Source organism: Halobacillus amylolyticus (genome assembly GCF_022921115.1).
Taxonomy (GTDB): domain Bacteria; phylum Bacillota; class Bacilli; order Bacillales; family Halobacillaceae; genus Halobacillus_A; species Halobacillus_A amylolyticus.
Genome location: NZ_CP095075.1, coordinates 1,059,337 through 1,077,897, shown reverse-complemented (window position 1 = coordinate 1,077,897; position 18,561 = coordinate 1,059,337). Strand labels below are relative to the sequence as shown.

The window sequence follows — 18,561 nt, the reverse complement described above, 5'->3', positions numbered from 1 at the left end:
AGGTCTTTCTTATCAATAGGAGGAAGAAATTATGTTGGAAGAAAAAGAACTGATTCACATACGCAGAGACCTGCACCGAATTCCGGAGCTTGGATTTGAGGAGTATAAAACTCATAGCTATTTATTAGAATTTATAAAAGAATTGCCACAGGATCATTTAACTGTGGAAACGTGGAAGACTGGTATATTTGTAAAGGTGGAAGGTAGAGCGCCGAAGAAAACGATAGGGTATCGGGCAGATATCGATGGACTCCCTTTAACCGAAGCAACAGGCTATGAGTACGCTTCTACTCATGAGGGTCAAATGCATGCATGCGGACATGATTTCCATATGACGATAGCCCTTGCTGCCTTAGAATCCTTAGCTAATGAGCCTGCAAGCAATCACGTAGTATTTATTTTTCAACCAGCTGAAGAAGGGCCGGGCGGTGCGGAGCCGATGCTTCGCTCTGAAGCTATGTACCGTTTTAAACCAGATTGTATTTTTGCCCTTCATATTGCTCCGGAGCTTCCTGTCGGTGTTGTCTCATCAAGGGCGGGCTTGCTTTTTGCGAATACAAGCGAATTATTTATTGATCTAACGGGAAAAGGTGGCCATGCTGCCTATCCGCACCTAACGAAAGATATGGTCGTTGCGGCAAGTTTCCTCGTGACCCAACTTCAACAAATTGTTGCAAGAAGAGTAGATCCGCTCGATAGTGCTGTGATTACCGTTGGAAAAATTGCCGGCGGCACTGTGCAAAATATTGTGGCTGAACAAGCAAGGCTCGAGGGGACGATTCGAACGATGTCACCAGAAGCCATGGATCGAGTGAAAGCAGAAATAGAGAAAATTGTCCAAGGCATTGAGCTGGCGCATGATTGCAGCGCATCGATTGATTATGGTTCAAACTACTATCAAGTAAACAATCATGCTGACTACGTACAGAAATTTGCTAATCTGACTAAGGGCTTAAATGTTACCTATCAAGAAGCATCTGCAGCGATGACGGGAGAAGATTTTGGCTATATGCTAAAAGAAATTCCCGGATTTATGTTTTGGCTTGGTGTAGACTCACAATCGGGGCTTCATACTTCACGTTTATCGCCAAAGGAAGAAGCCCTATCTATCGGGGCCAAACTTGTTGTGAAAGGTCTGCGGGAACTCTAATTCATATGCATACTTGAGGCTTTTCTGGCAATAATAACCACGTGAATCTTAAACGAGGAGGACTTCACGTGAAAAAAGTAGCGATTGAGGAAAATTTGAGCGATATTCGTTCAGCACTTCAACAAAAAGGATATGACCTTGTCACATTGCAAAACAATCAGGATGCACAAGGTTGTGACTGTTGTGTCATTTCTGGACAGGACCGTGATGTAATGGGGATGCAGGACGCAGTTACAAACGGAGTGGTTATCAACGCTCACGGAAGGACCGCAGATGAGGTTTGCCAGGAAGTCGATAATTGTTTTTCTTGATTATCGACTGAGAAGCTTATTATTGTGTTTCCTTAGTATAAGAAAATCCCGGACTGCTAAACAGTCCGGGATTTTCTTTAATTTGCTTTTTGTTTATCAACGTTTACTTGATGAGGATATGGTATGTCGATGCCTGCTGTATCTAGTGCTTCCTTAATTGCTTTTCTCATATCACGCTCGACACCCCACTGTTCCATGTTTGCCGTCTTACCGAGAATTCGGATGACAATATCAGAAGCTCCAATGCTTTGTACACCAAGAACGCTTGGCCCTTCTTTAAAGCGTGGGTCTTCAGCGAAATCCTCAGCTACTTTTGTAAGAACTTCGAGGGCTTCATCAATGTTGTCTTCATAACCGATACCAATATCAACGAGTGCGCGCATGTTTCCTCGTGAATGGTTACTTACTCCAGCGATATTACGGTTTGGTATATAGTGAAGTGTGCCATCAAAGCCTCTAAGTTTAGTCGTGCGAATACCTACTTCTTCAACAATACCGTCATAACCTCCAGCGGTCACATAATCATCCACTTCAATTTGACGCTCAAGTAAAATGAAAAAACCTGTGACGATATCTGAGACTAGCCCTTGAGCCCCAAATCCAATTGCAAGGCCTACAATACCCGCTCCAGCGAGAAGCGGTCCAATATTAATGTTGATGGCGCTTAATAACATAACGATTAAAACAAACAGTAATACGTAGCCAAATAAATTGACGGAAATTTTCTCCAAAGTTTTCGTGCGTGGTTCAGATAGCTTGCGTTGTTTACCCATTCGGTTAATGGCAACACTAATTGCTTTTTTCCCAAGTGGACTCAGGATCGCAAATGCGATTAAAATAATAAGTATTTTCAATCCGCCTGTGATTAGCCATTCGACAACCACAGAAGGGTTGAATTCAAATCCCTCTTCGAACAAATTCATAAATTGACTCCTTTCCTTTCATACATGTTCCCCATTATAATAGCCGAAAATACTAAGTCTTTTCAATGATTAAATGTTATTTTGAAGAATATTGTCGAAGTGATGACAAGCATATTAGTTTACTTCCCTCAACAAATCATGTTTAATGAGAATCGGTATAGTACATATTATTAGTACATGTGCATTTTTAAGAGAATTAAACTAGTTTACACTCATTATTAGTTTAGATTGACTCTAATAGACTAACTAGTTATACTATAATGTGTGCTCAAAAGTATGAAGCATAACGAACCGATGTATAAAATATTTGGAGGGATTTTTAAATGGCAGAACGCATGGTAGCAAAACAAGCACCTCGCTTCGAAATGGATGCAGTGCTTCCAAACAAAGAATTTGGTAAAGTTTCACTTGAAGAAAATATGAAGAACGATAAATGGACAGTCCTTTTCTTCTATCCAATGGACTTTACCTTCGTATGCCCAACTGAAATCACTTCTCTATCAGATCGTTTTGACGAATTCGAAGATCTTGATGCAGAGGTAGTGGGTGTTTCTACAGATACGATCCACACACACTTGGCATGGATCAATACTTCTCGTGATGAGAATGGTCTAGGTGATCTTGAATATTCACTAGCTGCTGATACAAATCACCAAGTTGCTAAAGACTACGGTGTTTTAATAGAAGAAGAAGGTGTTGCCCTGCGCGGTCTATTCATCATCAGCCCTGAAGGTGAACTTCAGTATCAAGTAGTTAACCATAATAATATCGGCCGTGACGTAGAAGAAACACTTCGCGTCCTGCAAGCACTACAAACTGGTGGACTTTGCCCGGCAAACTGGAAGCCAGGTCAAGAAACACTTTAAGTTGTAAATGGAACAATGAAGGTCTAACCGTAGTGTTAGACCTTTTTCTTTAAAAGAGGTTGTTCAAAAAGTCACCAAATGATAAGAGGCGAATCTCTTCGTTGGCTTGTTTTTCCGCTACTCACGTATCATTAAGCATACGTTCCGTTGCTCAAAACTACGCCGCCTCGATCTTCTTGCTTCTAATTTGGCAACTTTTTGAAAACACACTAAAAATGTGAGATCGTTATCAAGGAGGAGTCATGAATGCGTTTAAGAACACCGATGCCAGAGCTTCCTGAAGCTACACAATGGTTAAACAGTGATGCTTTAACGAAAGAAAACTTAACTGGCGATAAACCCACACTTATTCACTTTTGGTCTGTGAGCTGCGGTTTATGTAAAGAAGCCATGCCAAATGTGAACGAGTTTAGGGATGAATATAGTGATGATTTAAATGTCGTTGCTGTTCACATGCCACGTTCAGAGAAAGATTTAGATCTTGAACAAATTAAAGAGGTGGCTGAGGAGCACGGCATCACACAGCCTATTTATGTAGATAACCAGCATGCCCTAACAGATGCGTTTGAAAACCAATATGTACCAGCTTATTACGTATTTGATGAAGAAGGCAATCTGCGGCACTTCCAAGCAGGCGGAGGCGGCATGAAAATGCTTCGCAAACGTGTGAACCGCGTGCTGGGTGTTAACCAAAAATAACAGTCATAGAGAGCAACTCCCTTAGTAAAATAGGGGGGTTGCTTTTTTTATCGCTAATTGTCCAAGTCACACCAGCTGTAAGAAGGCGCATAAGTAAGTAGTCTAGGAATCCCCTTGGAAAGATTTGTGCCGAGCTTCAGAGTTGGTATAGGACATTCTTAGTCGAACAATATCCATTAAGGTTTTTCGTAAAAGGTCAACTCACTTGAGTTTTCAAGTGACATGTACTTATCTAAAAAATAGGAAATTTTGAAAAAGTTAGCCAAATAGGTGGAAATTTATTTCGTTTCCCGATATATTATTAATTACGTGAAAAATAAAGGGAGGGAGACACCATGGAGACGTTTAAAAAACTGAAGCAATTTTATTGGCCATTCAAGTCTTTCTTTTTATGGTCACTATTTGCCCTGCTTTTTGTGACAGGAATTACCGTTATTTATCCTATTGTGCTTCAAATTACGATCGATGAGGTAGTAAGAGGTGAAAGGTACAATTTGATTCCTTATATTGGAACTGCCTTTGTTCTGCTTATGGTAGTCAAGGGAGCGGCTACATATTTTCACCAGTACCTTGGCGATTACTTCGGAATCAGATCCGTGTACACACTGAGAGATGCCCTTTATAAAAAGTTACAAAGGCTGCCGTTTAAGTATTACGACAACGCGAAGACGGGTGACATCATGTCACGACTGACAGCCGATGTAGAAGGGTTTCGCTTTTTTTTATCTGTCGGTTTTTCTGAACTTATTCGAATTGTTTTATTGATCGTAATTAGTCTCAGTGTTATGTTTTATTATTCTGTTCCATTAGCTCTCGTTACGATGGCAGCGATGCCTTTCTTAGCCATAGTCGTTTATCGATTCGATAAACAAGTTCATCCAGCTTTTCGCAAAATCAGAAAGTCATTTGGTAAGCTAAACACGCGTGTTCAGGAAAATATAAGTGGAATGAACACGGTGAAATCACTTTCGAGAGAGGATTTCGAGGTGGGCCGCTTCTTAAATCGTAGTGAGGATTACAAGAAGACATACATTAATACGTCGAATATCTGGTCACGATATTTCCCTTTAATGGAGTTTATCGGGAATGTGAGTGTCGTTGCCTTACTCGCTTACGGGGGTTCTCTTGTCATTAGTGGTTCCCTACAATTAGGGGAGCTGGTTGCCTTCTTCAGCCTTGTGTGGTACATCTTAGGTCCTCTAATGAACTTTGGCTTTGTCATTAATTTATTTTCTCAATCAAAAGCTTCTGGGGAACGTTTGCTTGAAATTTTAGAAGCAAATGAAGATATTAGTGAAAAAGAAAACCCGATTGTTCTAGATCGACTTGCGGGGCATGTAACCTTTGATGGCGTAACGCTTACGTATATAAAGGATGACGATTCAGCTTTGAAAAACATCAGCTTTGATGCTCCACCAGGTAAAACGATCGGCCTCATTGGTGCAACGGGCTCTGGAAAAACGAGTATTACCCAGTTGATTACTCGTTTCTATGAGCCTGAGAAGGGCCAAGTCCTTATTGATGGGAAACCTGTGGCCGATTACGGATTGAAAACGTTACGTAAAAATATTGGCTTTGTGCTGCAAGAATCCTTTTTATTCTCGACTTCCATTAAAGAAAATATCTCGTATGGAAATCCTGACGCAACAATAGAAGATGTCGTATCTGCTGCAAAAAGAGCGCAGGCTCATGACTTCATTATGGATATGCCTGAGGGATATGACACTTTACTAGGAGAGCGTGGAATGGGCTTGTCCGGCGGCCAGAAGCAACGGATTGCCATAGCTCGAGCGATTCTGATTGACCCAGCTATTCTTGTTCTCGACGACGCAACATCAGCGGTAGATATGGAAACTGAATTTAAGATACAAAAAGCGTTGCGTGAAGTGATGACAGGTCGAACAACATTTATTATCGCTCACCGGATTTCTTCTCTTAAACATGCAGATGAAATTCTTGTGCTTGAAGATGGGGCGGTTAAAGAACGCGGAGTCCATGATGATCTTTTAAAAAATGGCGGACCGTACCAACGTATCTATGATATTCAATATCAGGATAAGGAAAAAATATTAAATTCCTCAAAAATATCCTGAATAAAATATTCGAAAGGGGGAGAACAGATGGCTCGTAAACCTAAGCACAGACCTGAGACGAATAAACATTTGAACCGGTTTAAATACACGCAGGATCAAGCTATTGAAAAGCCGTTTAATTGGGCCCAAATGGTTCGTTTGCTCAAATATGTAAAACCATATACGAGACGCCTTTTGCCCATATCTATAATCGCTATGCTCGTATCAACAATCGTCCGACTCGTAGTACCTATTCTGATTGGTAAAGTCGCGATTGATATCGCGATAGCTGAAAATAATACGAATCTACTCATTCAGCTCGTAGTGGGTATTGCTATCCTGTATGTATTAAGTTATATAGGTAACGCTTTGCGTATCAAGTATGTCAATATACTAGGTCAAAATGTCATATACGATTTGCGTCAACACTTGTTTTCTCATGTGCAAAGACTTTCACATAAATTCTTTGATTCAAGGTCAGCGGGATCGATCTTAGTTCGAATTATGAATGATATTAATTCATTGCAGGAGCTCTTTACGAATGGAATTATCAATCTGTTAATGGATATTGTCATGTTGACAGGGATTGTGGTTATTTTATTCGCATTAAGTCCTAAGCTGGCTCTTGCTATCTTGGTAATTATGCCGCTCATGTTCTATATTTCTACGAAACTGCGCAGGAACATACGCCGCTCTTGGCAGGATGTCCGAATTCAACAATCAAGATTGAACTCTCATTTAAATGAGAGTCTTCAGGGAGTGCGTATTACACAGTCTTTTTCACAGGAAACGGAGAATGCCGAATACTTTAATGGAATAAACACGGATAATTTCCAATCATGGAATACCGCCACGAGGAAAAGTGCGATGTTTCGTCCGTTTGTTGAAATGAGTAACGCGGTCGGAACCGTAATCTTGATCTCATATGGTGCGTTTCTTATTTTACAAGGTGACATTGAAATCGGAACCTTTGTGTCGTTTGCCTTTTTCCTCGGCATGTTCTGGGAGCCGATTTCAAGACTTGGTCAAGTGTATAACCAGCTTCTCATGGCGATGGCCGCCTCTGAGCGAATCTTTGAGTTTCTTGACGAACAACCAAACGTTCAAGAGAAAGTAAATGCTCAGGACCTTTCAGATATGAAGGGGCACATAGAATTTGATCAAGTACAATTTGCCTATGATGAGAAGCGGATCGCTTTGCATAATATATCACTTGAAATGAAACAAGGGGAAACTGTCGCATTAGTCGGTCACACAGGTTCTGGTAAATCAACGATTGCTAACTTAATCAGTCGTTTTTATGACCCGACAAAAGGGGCAGTTAAGATTGATGGGACAGATCTTCAGGATGCTACGATTGATAGTGTCAGGCAGCAAATTAGTGTCGTTTTACAAGATACATTTATTTTCTCCGGTACGATTATGGAAAATGTCCGTTTCGGCCGGCCGACAGCTTCTGATGAAGAAGTGATTGAAGCGGCTAAGGTGGTTGGAGCAGATGATTTTATTAGTCGTTTAAATAGTGGTTATGAAACCGAGGTAGAAGAGAGGGGGAGTATTTTATCCGCCGGCGAGCGGCAGCTTCTATCCTTCGCGAGAGCGTTACTTGCTGACCCAAGAATCTTAATTTTAGATGAAGCAACAGCAAGTATTGATACAGAAACCGAAATGAAAATTCAGCAGGCGCTGAGAAGACTGTTGAAAGGCAGAACAGCTATTATCATTGCACACAGACTGTCAACGATCAGGGAAGCTGACAGCATTTATGTACTCGAACATGGCAAGATCCTCGAGCACGGCTCCCACGACCAGTTGATGGATCAAGAAGGCGAATATTTCGAATTAATTAAAGCGCAATTTCAAATGCTTGATGCTATTTAAAAAAATGTCCTCGTTCTCTATTTTGAGCGAGGGCATTTTTCTCTTTTCTCTAGGCTGTTTTCGAAAATTTGTTGCTCATTTATGGTGATTTTTCCCTCTGAGGTCTTCCTATACATAAAGGCAACAATCTTTACTAAAAGAGCCTTTATTTATTAAGATTCCGAAGAATAAATTGGATTTTTGATACAATTAAGGATTTTTTCATCAACTATAGGGTAATGTGTTGTAGAGTGAATAGCAGTCAAAAATGTAGACATTAGACTTACAATGAGATACGATAGATTCAGAGTTTGTGAAGTTTGTCACAAAATAGTCAACGATCATGTAAACATGTATCGCTTTTATGTTTTATACTTTAGATAGTAATGAATAGCGCAGGGGGATAGCAAATGTTTTTTGAAGATAGTGTGCTAATGAGTCGACTGCTTACCTTCTTAACTCTGGGGTTTCATATTATATTTGCAACTGTTGGGGTCGGCATACCTATCATGATATCAATGGCTGAGTTCATCGGGATTAAGAAGAAGGACCCGCATTATACATTGTTAGCACGAAGATGGACGAGAGGATTTACGATCACAGTCGCTGTCGGTGTGGTCACAGGTACAGCTATTGGACTGCAACTCTCTTTATTATGGCCGAGCTTTATGCAGTTCGCAGGAAATATTATTAGTTTGCCGTTATTCTTGGAAGTATTTGCTTTCTTTTTTGAAGCTATTTTTCTAGGGGCCTATCTTTATACGTGGGATCGTTTTAAGAATCCGATCTTTCACTGGTTATTATCAATCCCTATTGTTATAGGTTCAACCCTGTCCGCTTTCTTTATTACAACTGTCAATGCGTTTATGAATTCACCGCGAGGATTCGATGTTGAGGAAGGTAAACTAACCGCAGTAGAGCCTTTTGCGGCCATGTTTAACCCGGCAACACCGTCAAAAGTGTTTCATGTAATTACATCTTCTTATTTAACATCTGCAGCGATCTTAGCAACCATTGCCGCATTTATAATTTTGATAAAAAAAGGGACGACTTATCATAAGAAAGCTTTAAAGATGACGGTTACCGCCACGTTTATCTTCGCGATTGCTACGGCTGTAGCTGGTGATTCTTCAGCGAAATATTTAGCTGAATATCAGCCTGACAAGCTGGCTGCTGGGGAATGGCATTTTGAAACAGAGAAAAGCGCGGACTTGGTGATCTTTGGCACATTAAACGAAAACAATGAAGTGGAGAACGAAATCCGCATTCCGGGTGCACTCAGCTTCCTGGCTCATGGTGATTTCGATGCAGAGGTCGAAGGTTTATATGAAACACCTAAAGATGAGCGACCGCCGCTATGGATCCATTATATGTTCGACTTGATGGTTTCTATAGGTTTCTATTTAGTGGGTATATCCATGCTCTTCCTCATTTTCTGGAAGGTGAAAAAGTGGAATGAGTATAATAAATGGCTGTTAACAGGGTTAGCTGTAATCGGACCACTAGCCATGCTTGCTATTGAATTTGGCTGGATTTATGCAGAAGTCGGACGGCAGCCATGGATTATAAGAGGTTTCATGACAGTGGCAGAAGGAGCTACAACATCACCATACGTTGGATTAATGTTTCTGCTGTTCTTAGGGCTGTACATGGTTTTAGGAATTGGGTGTATTGTTGTGCTGCGTAAGATATTTAAAAATAATCCAGCAGAACTAGAGCTTGAAAGTCGCTACCCTAATGTAAAGGAGAGTGACAAAGAATGAGTTATGAATATATTGGCATCACGGTCCTTTGGTTTTTTCTATATGGCTATTTAATTGTTGCATCAGTCGATTTTGGAGCTGGATTCTTTGCTTACTATGCCAAACTGACGAAAAAGGATCACATTATTAATAAGCTGATATCCAGATACCTGTCACCTGTTTGGGAGGTAACGAACGTATTTTTTGTCTTTTTCTTTGTTGGTCTTGTAGGATTTTTCCCTGATACGGCCTATTATTTAGGACAATCACTGCTCATTCCAGGAAGTATCGCTATCGTTCTGTTAGCGATACGAGGGTCGTTTTATGCATTTGAAAGTTATGGGTCGAAGGATAACTCTGTGTACATGTTTCTTTACGGTGCCACTGGTTTACTGATCCCAGCTGCACTGGCAACAGCGATGACGATTTCTGAAGGAGGCTTTATTGAAGAAACTGCTAATGGAGTCCATCTTATGATCGGAAAGTTACTTTCAAGCCCATATTCATGGAGTGTTGTCCTGCTTGCCATCGTCTCTGTTTTGTATATAAGTTCGATGTTCCTGACTTACTATGCACATCGTGCAGATGATGGACCGGCACTTGAGATCGTCCGGAAATACGCCCTATTTTGGAGTTCACCGACGATTATAGCGAGTTTGACTACCTTTATTGCGCTAAGCCAGCACAATCCTGAGCATTACCAAAAAGCGATCGACCTTTGGTGGATGTTTGGAATTTCAGTTGCCTTCTTTATGATAGGTCTGTTTCTTGCTTATCAAGGTAAATATTATGGGTGGGCATTTATAGCTGTGATGTTTCAGTTTTTCTTCGCCTTCTTTGGTTACGGGGCCTCGCATCTTCCGTATATTTTGCAACCCTTTGTCACAATCACAAGTGGGGCTACAAATGAAACAATGGGGGTTACACTTATTATTGCCTTTGTAGCTGGCTTGTTTTTGCTTATCCCCTCATTGGTTATGCTCATGCGTATGTTTTTATTCGATGCCGACTATGTGAAAGGGAAAAAATAAAGGGTCTAGGAAAATTTTTCGTAAAAATGGATCTGATCTGCTGTACACGTACCTTTTCATTTTTCCTATGTATCGTTTGAAAAACTATGATAAAATATGGATACATTTGAGACTATGGAGGATGAAGCATGAAAAAGGAATATGCAGTCGTCGGTCTAGGCCGCTTCGGAGGAAGTATATGCCGGGAGTTAAATAAAGAAGGCATGGAAGTCTTGGCATTAGATATGGATGAAGATAAAGTTAATGAATATAGAGATATTGCAGCACATGCAGTGATTGCAGATTCAACAGATGAAAGTGTACTTAAAGAACTAGGGCTTAGTAACTTCGATCATGTTATTGTTGCTATTGGTGACAACATCTTGTCTAGTATCTTAACAACAGTTATCCTAAAAGAATTAGGAATTAAAACGATTACTGTAAAAGCACAAAATGATTACCATGAAAAAATTCTAAGAAAAATTGGTGCTGATCACGTCGTTCACCCCGAACGCGATATGGGTAAACGGATCGCCCATAACATTATTTCCAATAACATACTAGACTATATCGAGTTATCAGATGATCATAGTGTTGTTGAGGTGAAAGCTGGCGATAAAATGAGTGGACAAACTCTTGTTGATTTAGATATCCGCGCTGAATACGGTTGTAACATTGTTGCTATAAAGAGAGATAAAGATATTATTGTATCCCCTATGGCTACAGAGGAAATACAGGAGAGAGATGTATTGATTGTTATAGGGGCTGATAAAGACATCAGCCGTTTTGAGAAAAACTTAGTTGTAGAACAAGGTTAGATTGAAAACACCCTTCCTATCGGGTGTTTTTTGTTTATATTCAATCATTTAAGGATAAAAGGGAGGTACACTTTTTATAAGAAAGGATGAGCGGTTCATGTTTGCTAAATTTGCTGAAGCATGCGGGGGGAGAGGGGTATAGAATTGAATCTTATATGAGCTGTCAACCCGTATACAACAGGCATTTTTGTCTGATAGGCCGGCAATTATGGATGTAGTGATAAAAGAGCAGGCTCCGCTCCCAGGCCGCATTGATTATCAGTCAGCTTTCAATTATTCAAAATATATCATTAAGAATTTTTTTGAGTCAGGTGACATTGACTTACTTGACATGGGTAAATCATTGAAAAGGTTAAAGTAAAGAATAAAGAATAAAGAAGACCCCGCTAGGTCATATTAGCGGGGTCTTCTACGTCTTAGCCAGCTTCTCGTCATCAAACTTCCATAATGATAGGAAGGATCATTGGACGACGTTTTGTTTTTTCAAATAGGAAAGGTGCAATGGTGTCAGTAATTTCATTTTTAATTTCAGACCACTGAGTTGTACGACGGTCCATTACTTTTTCAACATGAGTGCTTACAAGCTTTTGGGCCTCTTTAATTAAGTCTTCTGATTCTCTCATGTAAACGAAGCCACGAGAAATAATATCGGGACCTGAGGCAATCTTGAATTCCTTCATGTTTATACTAACGACAACGATAACTAGTCCTTCTTCTGATAGGATACGGCGGTCTCGAAGTACGATGTTGCCAATATCACCGATTCCACTTCCGTCAACGTAGACGGCACCAGAAGGAACTTTACCTGCAATCATTGCTTCGTCTTTGCCAAGAGCCAGAACATCGCCATTGTCCATTACAAAACAGTTGTCTGGATCAATGTCACATTCTTCACTTAGCTTCACATGTTCTTTAAGCATACGATATTCACCGTGAATCGGCATAAAGAATTTAGGCTGGATTAAACGCAGCATCAACTTCATTTCATCTTGGCTGCCGTGCCCAGAAGTGTGAATATCATTTAAAGGTCCGTGAATAACATCGGCACCTGCACGATAAAGCTTATTAATTGTACGACTTACACTAATCGTGTTACCAGGGATTGGGGAAGAGGAAAACACGACTGTATCTTTGGGCATAATCTGGATCTGACGGTGAGTTCCGTTAGCAATACGAGATAGTGCTGCCATTGGTTCACCTTGAGATCCTGTACATAAAATAACCACTTCATGAGCAGGCAGACGATTGAGTTGCTGAGTGTCAATAAATGTCTCCTTAGGTGCGCGGATATACCCAAGCTCTTGCCCAATTCTGATAGAAGATTCCATACTTCGGCCAAACACAGCAACTTTACGATTATTTCTAACAGCGGACTCAACAACCTGCTGTAGGCGGTATATATTTGATGCGAATGTTGCAAATATTAGCCTGCCATCCACACGCGTAAATATATCTTGGATGCTCTGTCCGACTACTCGTTCTGACTTAGTAAATCCAGGTACTTCACTATTCGTGCTATCGGATAATAGTGCGAGTACACCTTCCTTACCAATCTCAGCCATTCTTGCAAGGTTAGCCGGTTCACCAACAGGGGTGAAATCAAATTTAAAATCTCCCGTATGGACGATGTTACCAGGAGGAGTTTTTACTACAATTCCATACGAGTCAGGGATACTATGTGTCGTACGGAAAAAGGAAACGGATGTTTTGCGGAATTTAATCACATCGTCCTCTTGGATCGTGTGCATTTTGGTATTTCGAAGTAATCCATGTTCATCTAATTTGTTACGTAAAAGTCCTGCTGCAAGCTTTCCAGCATAAATGGGGATGTTAATTTCACGCAACAGATAAGGGATACCACCAATATGGTCCTCGTGACCGTGAGTAATAAATAACCCTTTTATTTTGTCCTGGTTTTGAACTAAATAGGTGTAATCAGGGATTACGTAATCAATTCCTAAAAGCTCGTCTTCAGGAAATTTGATTCCAGCATCAATGAGGATGATTTCGTCCTGGAATTGAACAGCGTATGTGTTTTTACCAATCTCACCGAGTCCACCTAAGGCGAACACAGCTGTTTGGTCATTTTTAACAAACTTCATGTGTTACACATTCTCCACTTGGAAATCTTCAGACTGCTTTTCATAAGCCAAGTGGTCCTCATTAAGCACCTGGATATATTCAATGTTTACATTCTTTTCAGCCAATTTTTTGCGTACTTCTCTCTCTGTCTTCGCTTCTACGTACATGGATTGTGTACGCTCGCGAACAGGAACTTCACTTGCAAATTCCTGATACAATACTTTAAAAATCATTTATTATCGCTCCTTACTAGATATAATTTCCACATAATTGTTCTGTTGATAATGATAGCACGTTTGTTTTGAAGATGGGAATACATTTCATAATTGAATGGGTCATACTCCGCCATATGACATTCGGTTGTTTACGCGTATGTTTTTCGTTCCATAAGTTTTTTCCAACGTTTTCTAAGCTTTCTTCTTAGACGCTTCATCACGTGAGCCATCTCCTTTCGATGATGAAGAAAGTTGCCAAAAACGTTAAACCGCCCAATCCCTGTTATCTCTAGTATAATACGGTTTCGTTCAGAATGAAACATATACGTATAATCATTTATGAATATCTTTCGTTTTTCTTCTCAAATATATCCATGCATGCTAAAGTATAGCCAGCATACAAAGTGGATAAAAGTAATTTCACAAACACAGCACCCTTACCATCAAAGGAGGAATGAAGATGACCAAAAAGATTGCTTTATTTGATATAGACGGAACATTGCTCAATCATAGTAAAGAATTATCTCAGGCTACGATCGAAGCAGTGAAGAGTTTGCAGAAGAGCGGAGTTTATTGCGCGATTGCAACAGGACGTGCTCCGTTTATGTATGAAGATTTAAGAAAAACTCTCGGAATAAATTCATTTGTAAGCTTTAATGGACAATATGTCGTTTTTGAAGGAAAACCTGTTTACAAAAATCCTTTACCAAAAACACAGTTAGAAAAACTATATTTGGAGGCTGAGGAGAATAATCATCCAATGGTATTTATGAATCAAAGTGAAATGAAAGCCTCTGACCGTGAGCAAGTGTACATAAAAGAAAGTCTTGCTTCTTTACACTTTGAGTACCCGGCTATTGATGCGACTTTCTATCATAATACAGAAATTTATCAGTCGTTGCTATTTTGTGAAGGGAAAGAAATCGAGTACTATGACAAAAAATATGACTCGTTTGATTTTATCCGATGGCATCCTTACTCCTGCGATGTTTTGCCTGCAGGGGGGTCTAAGGCTAAAGGAATTAAAAAGTTAATTGAGGCAGCTGGTTTAAAGATGGAAGATACCTATGCATTTGGTGATGGCCTCAATGATGTGGAAATGATTCGTGAAGCAGGCACAGGTGTAGCTATGGGCAACGCGGTAGAGGAAACGAAAGCTGTCAGTGATCATATAACCACTGATGTTGATGATGGAGGGCTCGTTAAAGCGATTTATGATTTAAAGCTATTGTCTTAAGATAAGGCTCTTTTAGTAACGCTTGTTGTATTTGTATAGGAAGACCACAGAGGGAAAATATACTTGCTTTCCGCAGCAACGCGCGAGTGGGGGAGTACGATGTTGGCACAGGACATGCCGAACTTGGCCGAACTTCCTCGTCTATGTTCTCAATCCTCCCCGTTCGTCCCACACTGTGGAGCCTCGTATATTTCCCTTTGCTACATGTAATCCGACCTTTTCTATACGTCAAAAAATCACTCTGAATAGCAACAAGAAAACATCCTAAGATAAAAACGCCTGCAATTATTTTGCGGGCGTTTTGGTATCTAGTAGTGATTTTTCGTTGTCTAGCTCCGGCGTCTAAACTCTCGAGACATAAGCAGTTCGCCTCCGTGGGGAAAGATCACCCCACTGCGCCACTCTGCTTATGCTTGGCCCCACACGACGTGGGGTCGTTCGGCGTTGAACCAGGACGTTTCGGTTTTAGCCGAACTTCCCCTGCCCAAGACGCCTCCGCTTTTCTTAAGCATCAGCGGGTTTTGCGTTTTCTGGTTCTTTGAATGGTTGATCTGAATCAATGTGGTCATAAAACATGATGCCGTGCAAGTGGTCGATTTCATGCTGGAAAACAATGGAAGCATAATCTTTCAAACGCAGCTTTACTTCTTTTCCTTCTAGATCTGTCGCCTTAACGGTAACCCTTCGATATCTTGGCACATAACCAGGGACTTCCCGATCTACGGATAAACAGCCTTCTCCAGATGACAAATAGGTTCGCTCCACTGAATGACTAACAATTCTTGGATTTAATAATCCATAACTGTAAAACTTATCATTTAAATCCGTGAAATGAACGGCAACCATCCGTTTGTTCACATTTATTTGTGGTGCAGCTAATCCAACACCAGGACGGAGCCCATATCGTTCGCAGACCTGTTCATCTTGGCTGTTTTTTAAGTAGTCAAGCATCTCTTCCAGAATCTTTTTGTCTTCTTCCGCAGGCGGAATTTCCACCTCTTCTGTTACTTTCCTAAGTGCGGGGTGCCCTTCACGTATAATATCATTCATTGTAATCATGAGATTCATCCTTTCCTATCCACCAACATAAATTCCGAATTCTATTTTAGCATAAAATGATCCATTTTAATGATCCTTGAAAAATGGAAACATATGAAAAAGAAACCTTTCAAATTAATATTATTTATTATACTATTGTACATATGATCAAAAAATAATAAAGTCATTGAACATATGGGAGGGGAAGAAGAAGTGCGTTTTAGAAGAATTGTTTCGTTGCTTTTAGCAACGGCTTTTATTTTGTCTGCATGCTCAAATCAATCTGCGCAGGAGAAAATATATAATCACTTGGAAAAAGCTGTATCGCTTGAAGATGGGTTTCGTAAACAGCAAGAGCCGTTAATGGAGTTAGAGGAAAAAGAAGAGAACCTGTACAATCAGATTATTGATTTAAGTATGGAGGAATTTGACAAAATAAAGGAACTTTCAAAGGAAGCAGCTTCTATCGTGAAGGAACGTGAAGAGAAGCTTAAGTTAGAAAAAGAAAGTATTGACGCAGCTAAAGAGGAATTTGATAAGATTAAGCCTTTGATCGAGGATCTGACTGAAGAGCAAAGTGAAGCAAAAAAATTGGCTAACCAACTTGTAGAAACAATGGAAAATCGCTACGGAGCTTATCAAGATTTGTACAAGGCTTATCAGAATGCGCTAGATTTAGACTTGGAATTATATGAAATGCTTCAACAAAAGGATTTGACGCAAGAAGAGCTTCAAAAACAAGTGGAAAGTATTAATGCAAGCTACAATAAGGTGATTGAAGCGAATAAGCAGTTTAATACTTATACAAATGAATACAATGAGCTTAAGAAACAGTTTTACGATGCTTCTGGACTAAATGTCACCTATGAAGATTCTGCTGAGAGTGAAGCAAAAGAAAGTAACGATCAATCTGAAGAAACCAAATAAAAAACGACCTTTTTGGTCGTTTTTTTAGTTAGTAAACTTATTGAGTTACGCGGTAGAATTTGTAGAAGGATACCCATATAGCTACCTAGACAGAGAGATAGAGACTTTTTAGCTAAAGTTATGAGAAGCGTGCGTGAATCACTTATAAATTATTTGCATCCCTTTTATAAAAGTCGTAAAATTAATACAGGCTTAAAAAAATTATGGTACAGTCATAATCTGATTATCTATTGTTTTTTGAAATGGTCTACCATAATGTAGGCTCCACTTATCAATAATAGTCATTTCATTGCAGAGTGTTTGACGAATCCTGTAGTATTGAGCTAAACTACATATGGAAATATCATTGTACCAGTAAATATTGCTTTTAAAATGTAACAGTTTTAACTATATTCGCACCTATGATTAGCAAAGATGTGTACAGGGAAAACGTATAAGAGCAAATCGGTACAGTTTTTTTCGGAGTTTTGGGAATGCTACTCAACAGCATCTATTTTAAAAGAAGAAAGGAAGAGGTGAGTGACTTTGAAACGAGTTCTCGAGAATATCGAAAATCAGTTCGAAATGTTTCAAATCCTTAACGAGAAGGGCGAAATCGTCAATGAAGATGCGATGCCTGATCTTTCAGACGATGATTTAAAAGAAATTATGCGTCGTATGGTTTATACAAGAATTTTAGACCAGCGTTCTATTGCACTAAACAGACAAGGACGTTTAGGCTTTTATGCTCCAACAGCTGGTCAAGAAGCTTCACAACTAGGAAGCCATTTTGCTCTTGAAAAAGAAGACTTTATTTTGCCAGGATATCGTGATGTTCCGCAATTGATTTGGCATGGTCTTCCGCTGACTCAGGCGTTCCTATTTTCCCGCGGTCATTATAAAGGGAACCAAATGCCTGAAGGGGTCAATGCTGTCAGCCCGCAAATTATCATTGGTGCTCAGATTACTCAAGCTGCAGGCGTGGGTCTTGGATTTAAAAAGCGTGGTAAAGATGCAGTAGCCATTACTTATACAGGTGACGGCGGTGCTTCACAAGGTGATTTCTACGAGGGAATGAACTTTGCTGGTGCATTTGGCGCTCAAACTATTTTTGTTGTCCAAAACAACCGTTTCGCTATTTCAGTACCTGTGGAAAAACAATCTGCGGCTGAAACGATCGCACAGAAAGCTGTAGGAGTCGGCATTGAAGGAATTCAGGTTGACGGAATGGATGTTTTAGCTGTTTATGCAGCTACAAAAGAGGCCCGTAAGCGTGCTGTTGATGGAGAAGGTCCAACATTGATCGAGACGTTAACGTACCGCTATGGTCCACACACAATGGCTGGTGACGATCCAACAAGGTATCGTACCGAGGACATGGATAGCGAATGGGAGAAACAAGATCCTATCGTCCGTTTCCGTACTTTCCTTGAAGGCAAGGATCTTTGGTCTGAAGAGGAAGAGAACAAGGTCATTGAAAAGGCAAAAGAGGAAATTAAAGCTGCCATTAAAGAAGCAGACAATACTCCAAAACAAAAAGTAACCGATCTTATCGGTAACATGTATGAAGAACTTCCATCCAACCTTCAAGAACAAATGGAAGAATATAAAGAAAAGGAGTCGAAGTAGATC

General features: G+C 40.1%; 16 protein-coding genes. 12 read left to right on the top strand and 4 right to left on the bottom strand.

The features are described from left to right. Positions 1-34: 34 nt before the first annotated feature. The gene (locus tag MUO15_RS05695) at positions 35-1,150 is read left to right on the top strand and encodes an N-acetyldiaminopimelate deacetylase (protein ID WP_245035866.1); all 1,116 of its coding nucleotides are present in this window, start codon (positions 35-37) and stop codon (positions 1,148-1,150) included. Between the two features lie 68 nt (positions 1,151-1,218). Then, positions 1,219-1,461 (top strand): YkuS family protein, encoded by a 243-nt coding sequence (locus MUO15_RS05690; protein WP_245034233.1) that lies wholly within the window; start codon positions 1,219-1,221, stop codon positions 1,459-1,461. 77 nt (positions 1,462-1,538) lie between these two features. Here the strand turns inward: MUO15_RS05690 and MUO15_RS05685 are convergent, their stop codons facing one another. After that, the gene (locus MUO15_RS05685) at positions 1,539-2,384 is read right to left on the bottom strand and encodes a mechanosensitive ion channel family protein (RefSeq protein ID WP_245034231.1); all 846 of its coding nucleotides are present in this window, start codon (positions 2,382-2,384) and stop codon (positions 1,539-1,541) included. Positions 2,385-2,707: 323 nt separating this feature from the next. On the opposite strand from MUO15_RS05685, the gene MUO15_RS05680 reads away from it, so the two are divergent. The 7 genes from MUO15_RS05680 (at position 2,708) to MUO15_RS05650 (ending at position 11,451) form a co-directional block, all read left to right on the top strand. Continuing rightward, positions 2,708-3,250 (top strand): peroxiredoxin, encoded by a 543-nt coding sequence (locus tag MUO15_RS05680; protein WP_245034229.1) that lies wholly within the window; start codon positions 2,708-2,710, stop codon positions 3,248-3,250. 246 nt (positions 3,251-3,496) lie between these two features. Next, the gene (locus tag MUO15_RS05675; RefSeq protein ID WP_245034227.1) at positions 3,497-3,949 is read left to right on the top strand and encodes a TlpA family protein disulfide reductase; all 453 of its coding nucleotides are present in this window, start codon (positions 3,497-3,499) and stop codon (positions 3,947-3,949) included. Positions 3,950-4,284: 335 nt separating this feature from the next. After that, complete coding sequence (locus MUO15_RS05670) at positions 4,285-6,042, top strand: ABC transporter ATP-binding protein (protein WP_245034225.1); 1,758 nt, start codon at positions 4,285-4,287, stop codon at positions 6,040-6,042. 27 nt (positions 6,043-6,069) lie between these two features. Continuing rightward, complete coding sequence (locus MUO15_RS05665; protein WP_245034223.1) at positions 6,070-7,902, top strand: ABC transporter ATP-binding protein; 1,833 nt, start codon at positions 6,070-6,072, stop codon at positions 7,900-7,902. A gap of 389 nt (positions 7,903-8,291) precedes the next feature. Continuing rightward, complete coding sequence (locus tag MUO15_RS05660; protein WP_245034221.1) at positions 8,292-9,644, top strand: cytochrome ubiquinol oxidase subunit I; 1,353 nt, start codon at positions 8,292-8,294, stop codon at positions 9,642-9,644. Continuing rightward, positions 9,641-10,654 (top strand): cytochrome d ubiquinol oxidase subunit II, encoded by a 1,014-nt coding sequence (locus tag MUO15_RS05655; protein ID WP_245034219.1) that lies wholly within the window; start codon positions 9,641-9,643, stop codon positions 10,652-10,654. The genes MUO15_RS05660 and MUO15_RS05655 overlap by 4 nt, the downstream gene beginning before the upstream one ends. A gap of 128 nt (positions 10,655-10,782) precedes the next feature. After that, a complete protein-coding gene (locus tag MUO15_RS05650) occupies positions 10,783-11,451 on the top strand; it encodes a potassium channel family protein (RefSeq protein WP_245034218.1) in 669 nt (222 codons plus the stop codon). 434 nt (positions 11,452-11,885) lie between these two features. Here MUO15_RS05650 and rnjA read toward each other — a convergent pair whose 3' ends face one another. Both rnjA and MUO15_RS05640 read right to left on the bottom strand, forming a co-directional pair. Further along, entirely contained in the window at positions 11,886-13,553 is a 1,668-nt protein-coding gene (gene rnjA / locus MUO15_RS05645) for a ribonuclease J1 (protein ID WP_245034216.1), read from the bottom strand. Positions 13,554-13,556: 3 nt separating this feature from the next. Further along, positions 13,557-13,766, bottom strand: a complete 210-nt coding sequence (locus tag MUO15_RS05640) for a DNA-dependent RNA polymerase subunit epsilon (RefSeq protein WP_245034214.1) — start codon at positions 13,764-13,766, stop codon at positions 13,557-13,559. A 436-nt stretch (positions 13,767-14,202) separates the two neighbouring features. Here MUO15_RS05640 and MUO15_RS05635 point away from each other — a divergent pair, with 436 nt between their 5' ends. Further along, complete coding sequence (locus tag MUO15_RS05635; RefSeq protein WP_396266321.1) at positions 14,203-14,985, top strand: Cof-type HAD-IIB family hydrolase; 783 nt, start codon at positions 14,203-14,205, stop codon at positions 14,983-14,985. 504 nt (positions 14,986-15,489) lie between these two features. Here MUO15_RS05635 and def read toward each other — a convergent pair. Next, a complete protein-coding gene (gene def, locus MUO15_RS05630) occupies positions 15,490-16,044 on the bottom strand; it encodes a peptide deformylase (protein ID WP_245034210.1) in 555 nt (184 codons plus the stop codon). Between the two features lie 192 nt (positions 16,045-16,236). On the opposite strand from def, the gene MUO15_RS05625 reads away from it, so the two are divergent. Together MUO15_RS05625 and pdhA are read left to right on the top strand one after the other, a co-directional pair. Continuing rightward, positions 16,237-16,950, top strand: coding sequence for a YkyA family protein (locus MUO15_RS05625; protein ID WP_245034208.1), 714 nt, complete (start codon positions 16,237-16,239; stop codon positions 16,948-16,950). Between the two features lie 564 nt (positions 16,951-17,514). Further along, positions 17,515-18,558, top strand: a complete 1,044-nt coding sequence (gene pdhA / locus MUO15_RS05620) for a pyruvate dehydrogenase (acetyl-transferring) E1 component subunit alpha (RefSeq protein ID WP_245035864.1) — start codon at positions 17,515-17,517, stop codon at positions 18,556-18,558. Positions 18,559-18,561: the final 3 nt, after the last annotated feature.

What these genes read in the sequence shown, in the direction of transcription:
- MUO15_RS05685 (WP_245034231.1), bottom strand. Translation starts at nt 2,384, where the DNA reads ATGAATTTGTTCGAAGAGGGATTTGAATTCAACCCTTCTGTGGTTGTC.
- def (WP_245034210.1), bottom strand. Translation starts at nt 16,044, where the DNA reads ATGATTACAATGAATGATATTATACGTGAAGGGCACCCCGCACTTAGG.
- MUO15_RS05635 (WP_396266321.1), top strand. Translation starts at nt 14,203, where the DNA reads ATGAAGATGACCAAAAAGATTGCTTTATTTGATATAGACGGAACATTG.
- MUO15_RS05660 (WP_245034221.1), top strand. Translation starts at nt 8,292, where the DNA reads ATGTTTTTTGAAGATAGTGTGCTAATGAGTCGACTGCTTACCTTCTTA.
- MUO15_RS05655 (WP_245034219.1), top strand. Translation starts at nt 9,641, where the DNA reads ATGAGTTATGAATATATTGGCATCACGGTCCTTTGGTTTTTTCTATAT.
- MUO15_RS05650 (WP_245034218.1), top strand. Translation starts at nt 10,783, where the DNA reads ATGAAAAAGGAATATGCAGTCGTCGGTCTAGGCCGCTTCGGAGGAAGT.
- pdhA (WP_245035864.1), top strand. Translation starts at nt 17,515, where the DNA reads ATGTTTCAAATCCTTAACGAGAAGGGCGAAATCGTCAATGAAGATGCG.
- MUO15_RS05680 (WP_245034229.1), top strand. Translation starts at nt 2,708, where the DNA reads ATGGCAGAACGCATGGTAGCAAAACAAGCACCTCGCTTCGAAATGGAT.
- MUO15_RS05670 (WP_245034225.1), top strand. Translation starts at nt 4,285, where the DNA reads ATGGAGACGTTTAAAAAACTGAAGCAATTTTATTGGCCATTCAAGTCT.
- MUO15_RS05675 (WP_245034227.1), top strand. Translation starts at nt 3,497, where the DNA reads ATGCGTTTAAGAACACCGATGCCAGAGCTTCCTGAAGCTACACAATGG.
- MUO15_RS05640 (WP_245034214.1), bottom strand. Translation starts at nt 13,766, where the DNA reads ATGATTTTTAAAGTATTGTATCAGGAATTTGCAAGTGAAGTTCCTGTT.
- rnjA (WP_245034216.1), bottom strand. Translation starts at nt 13,553, where the DNA reads ATGAAGTTTGTTAAAAATGACCAAACAGCTGTGTTCGCCTTAGGTGGA.
- MUO15_RS05665 (WP_245034223.1), top strand. Translation starts at nt 6,070, where the DNA reads ATGGCTCGTAAACCTAAGCACAGACCTGAGACGAATAAACATTTGAAC.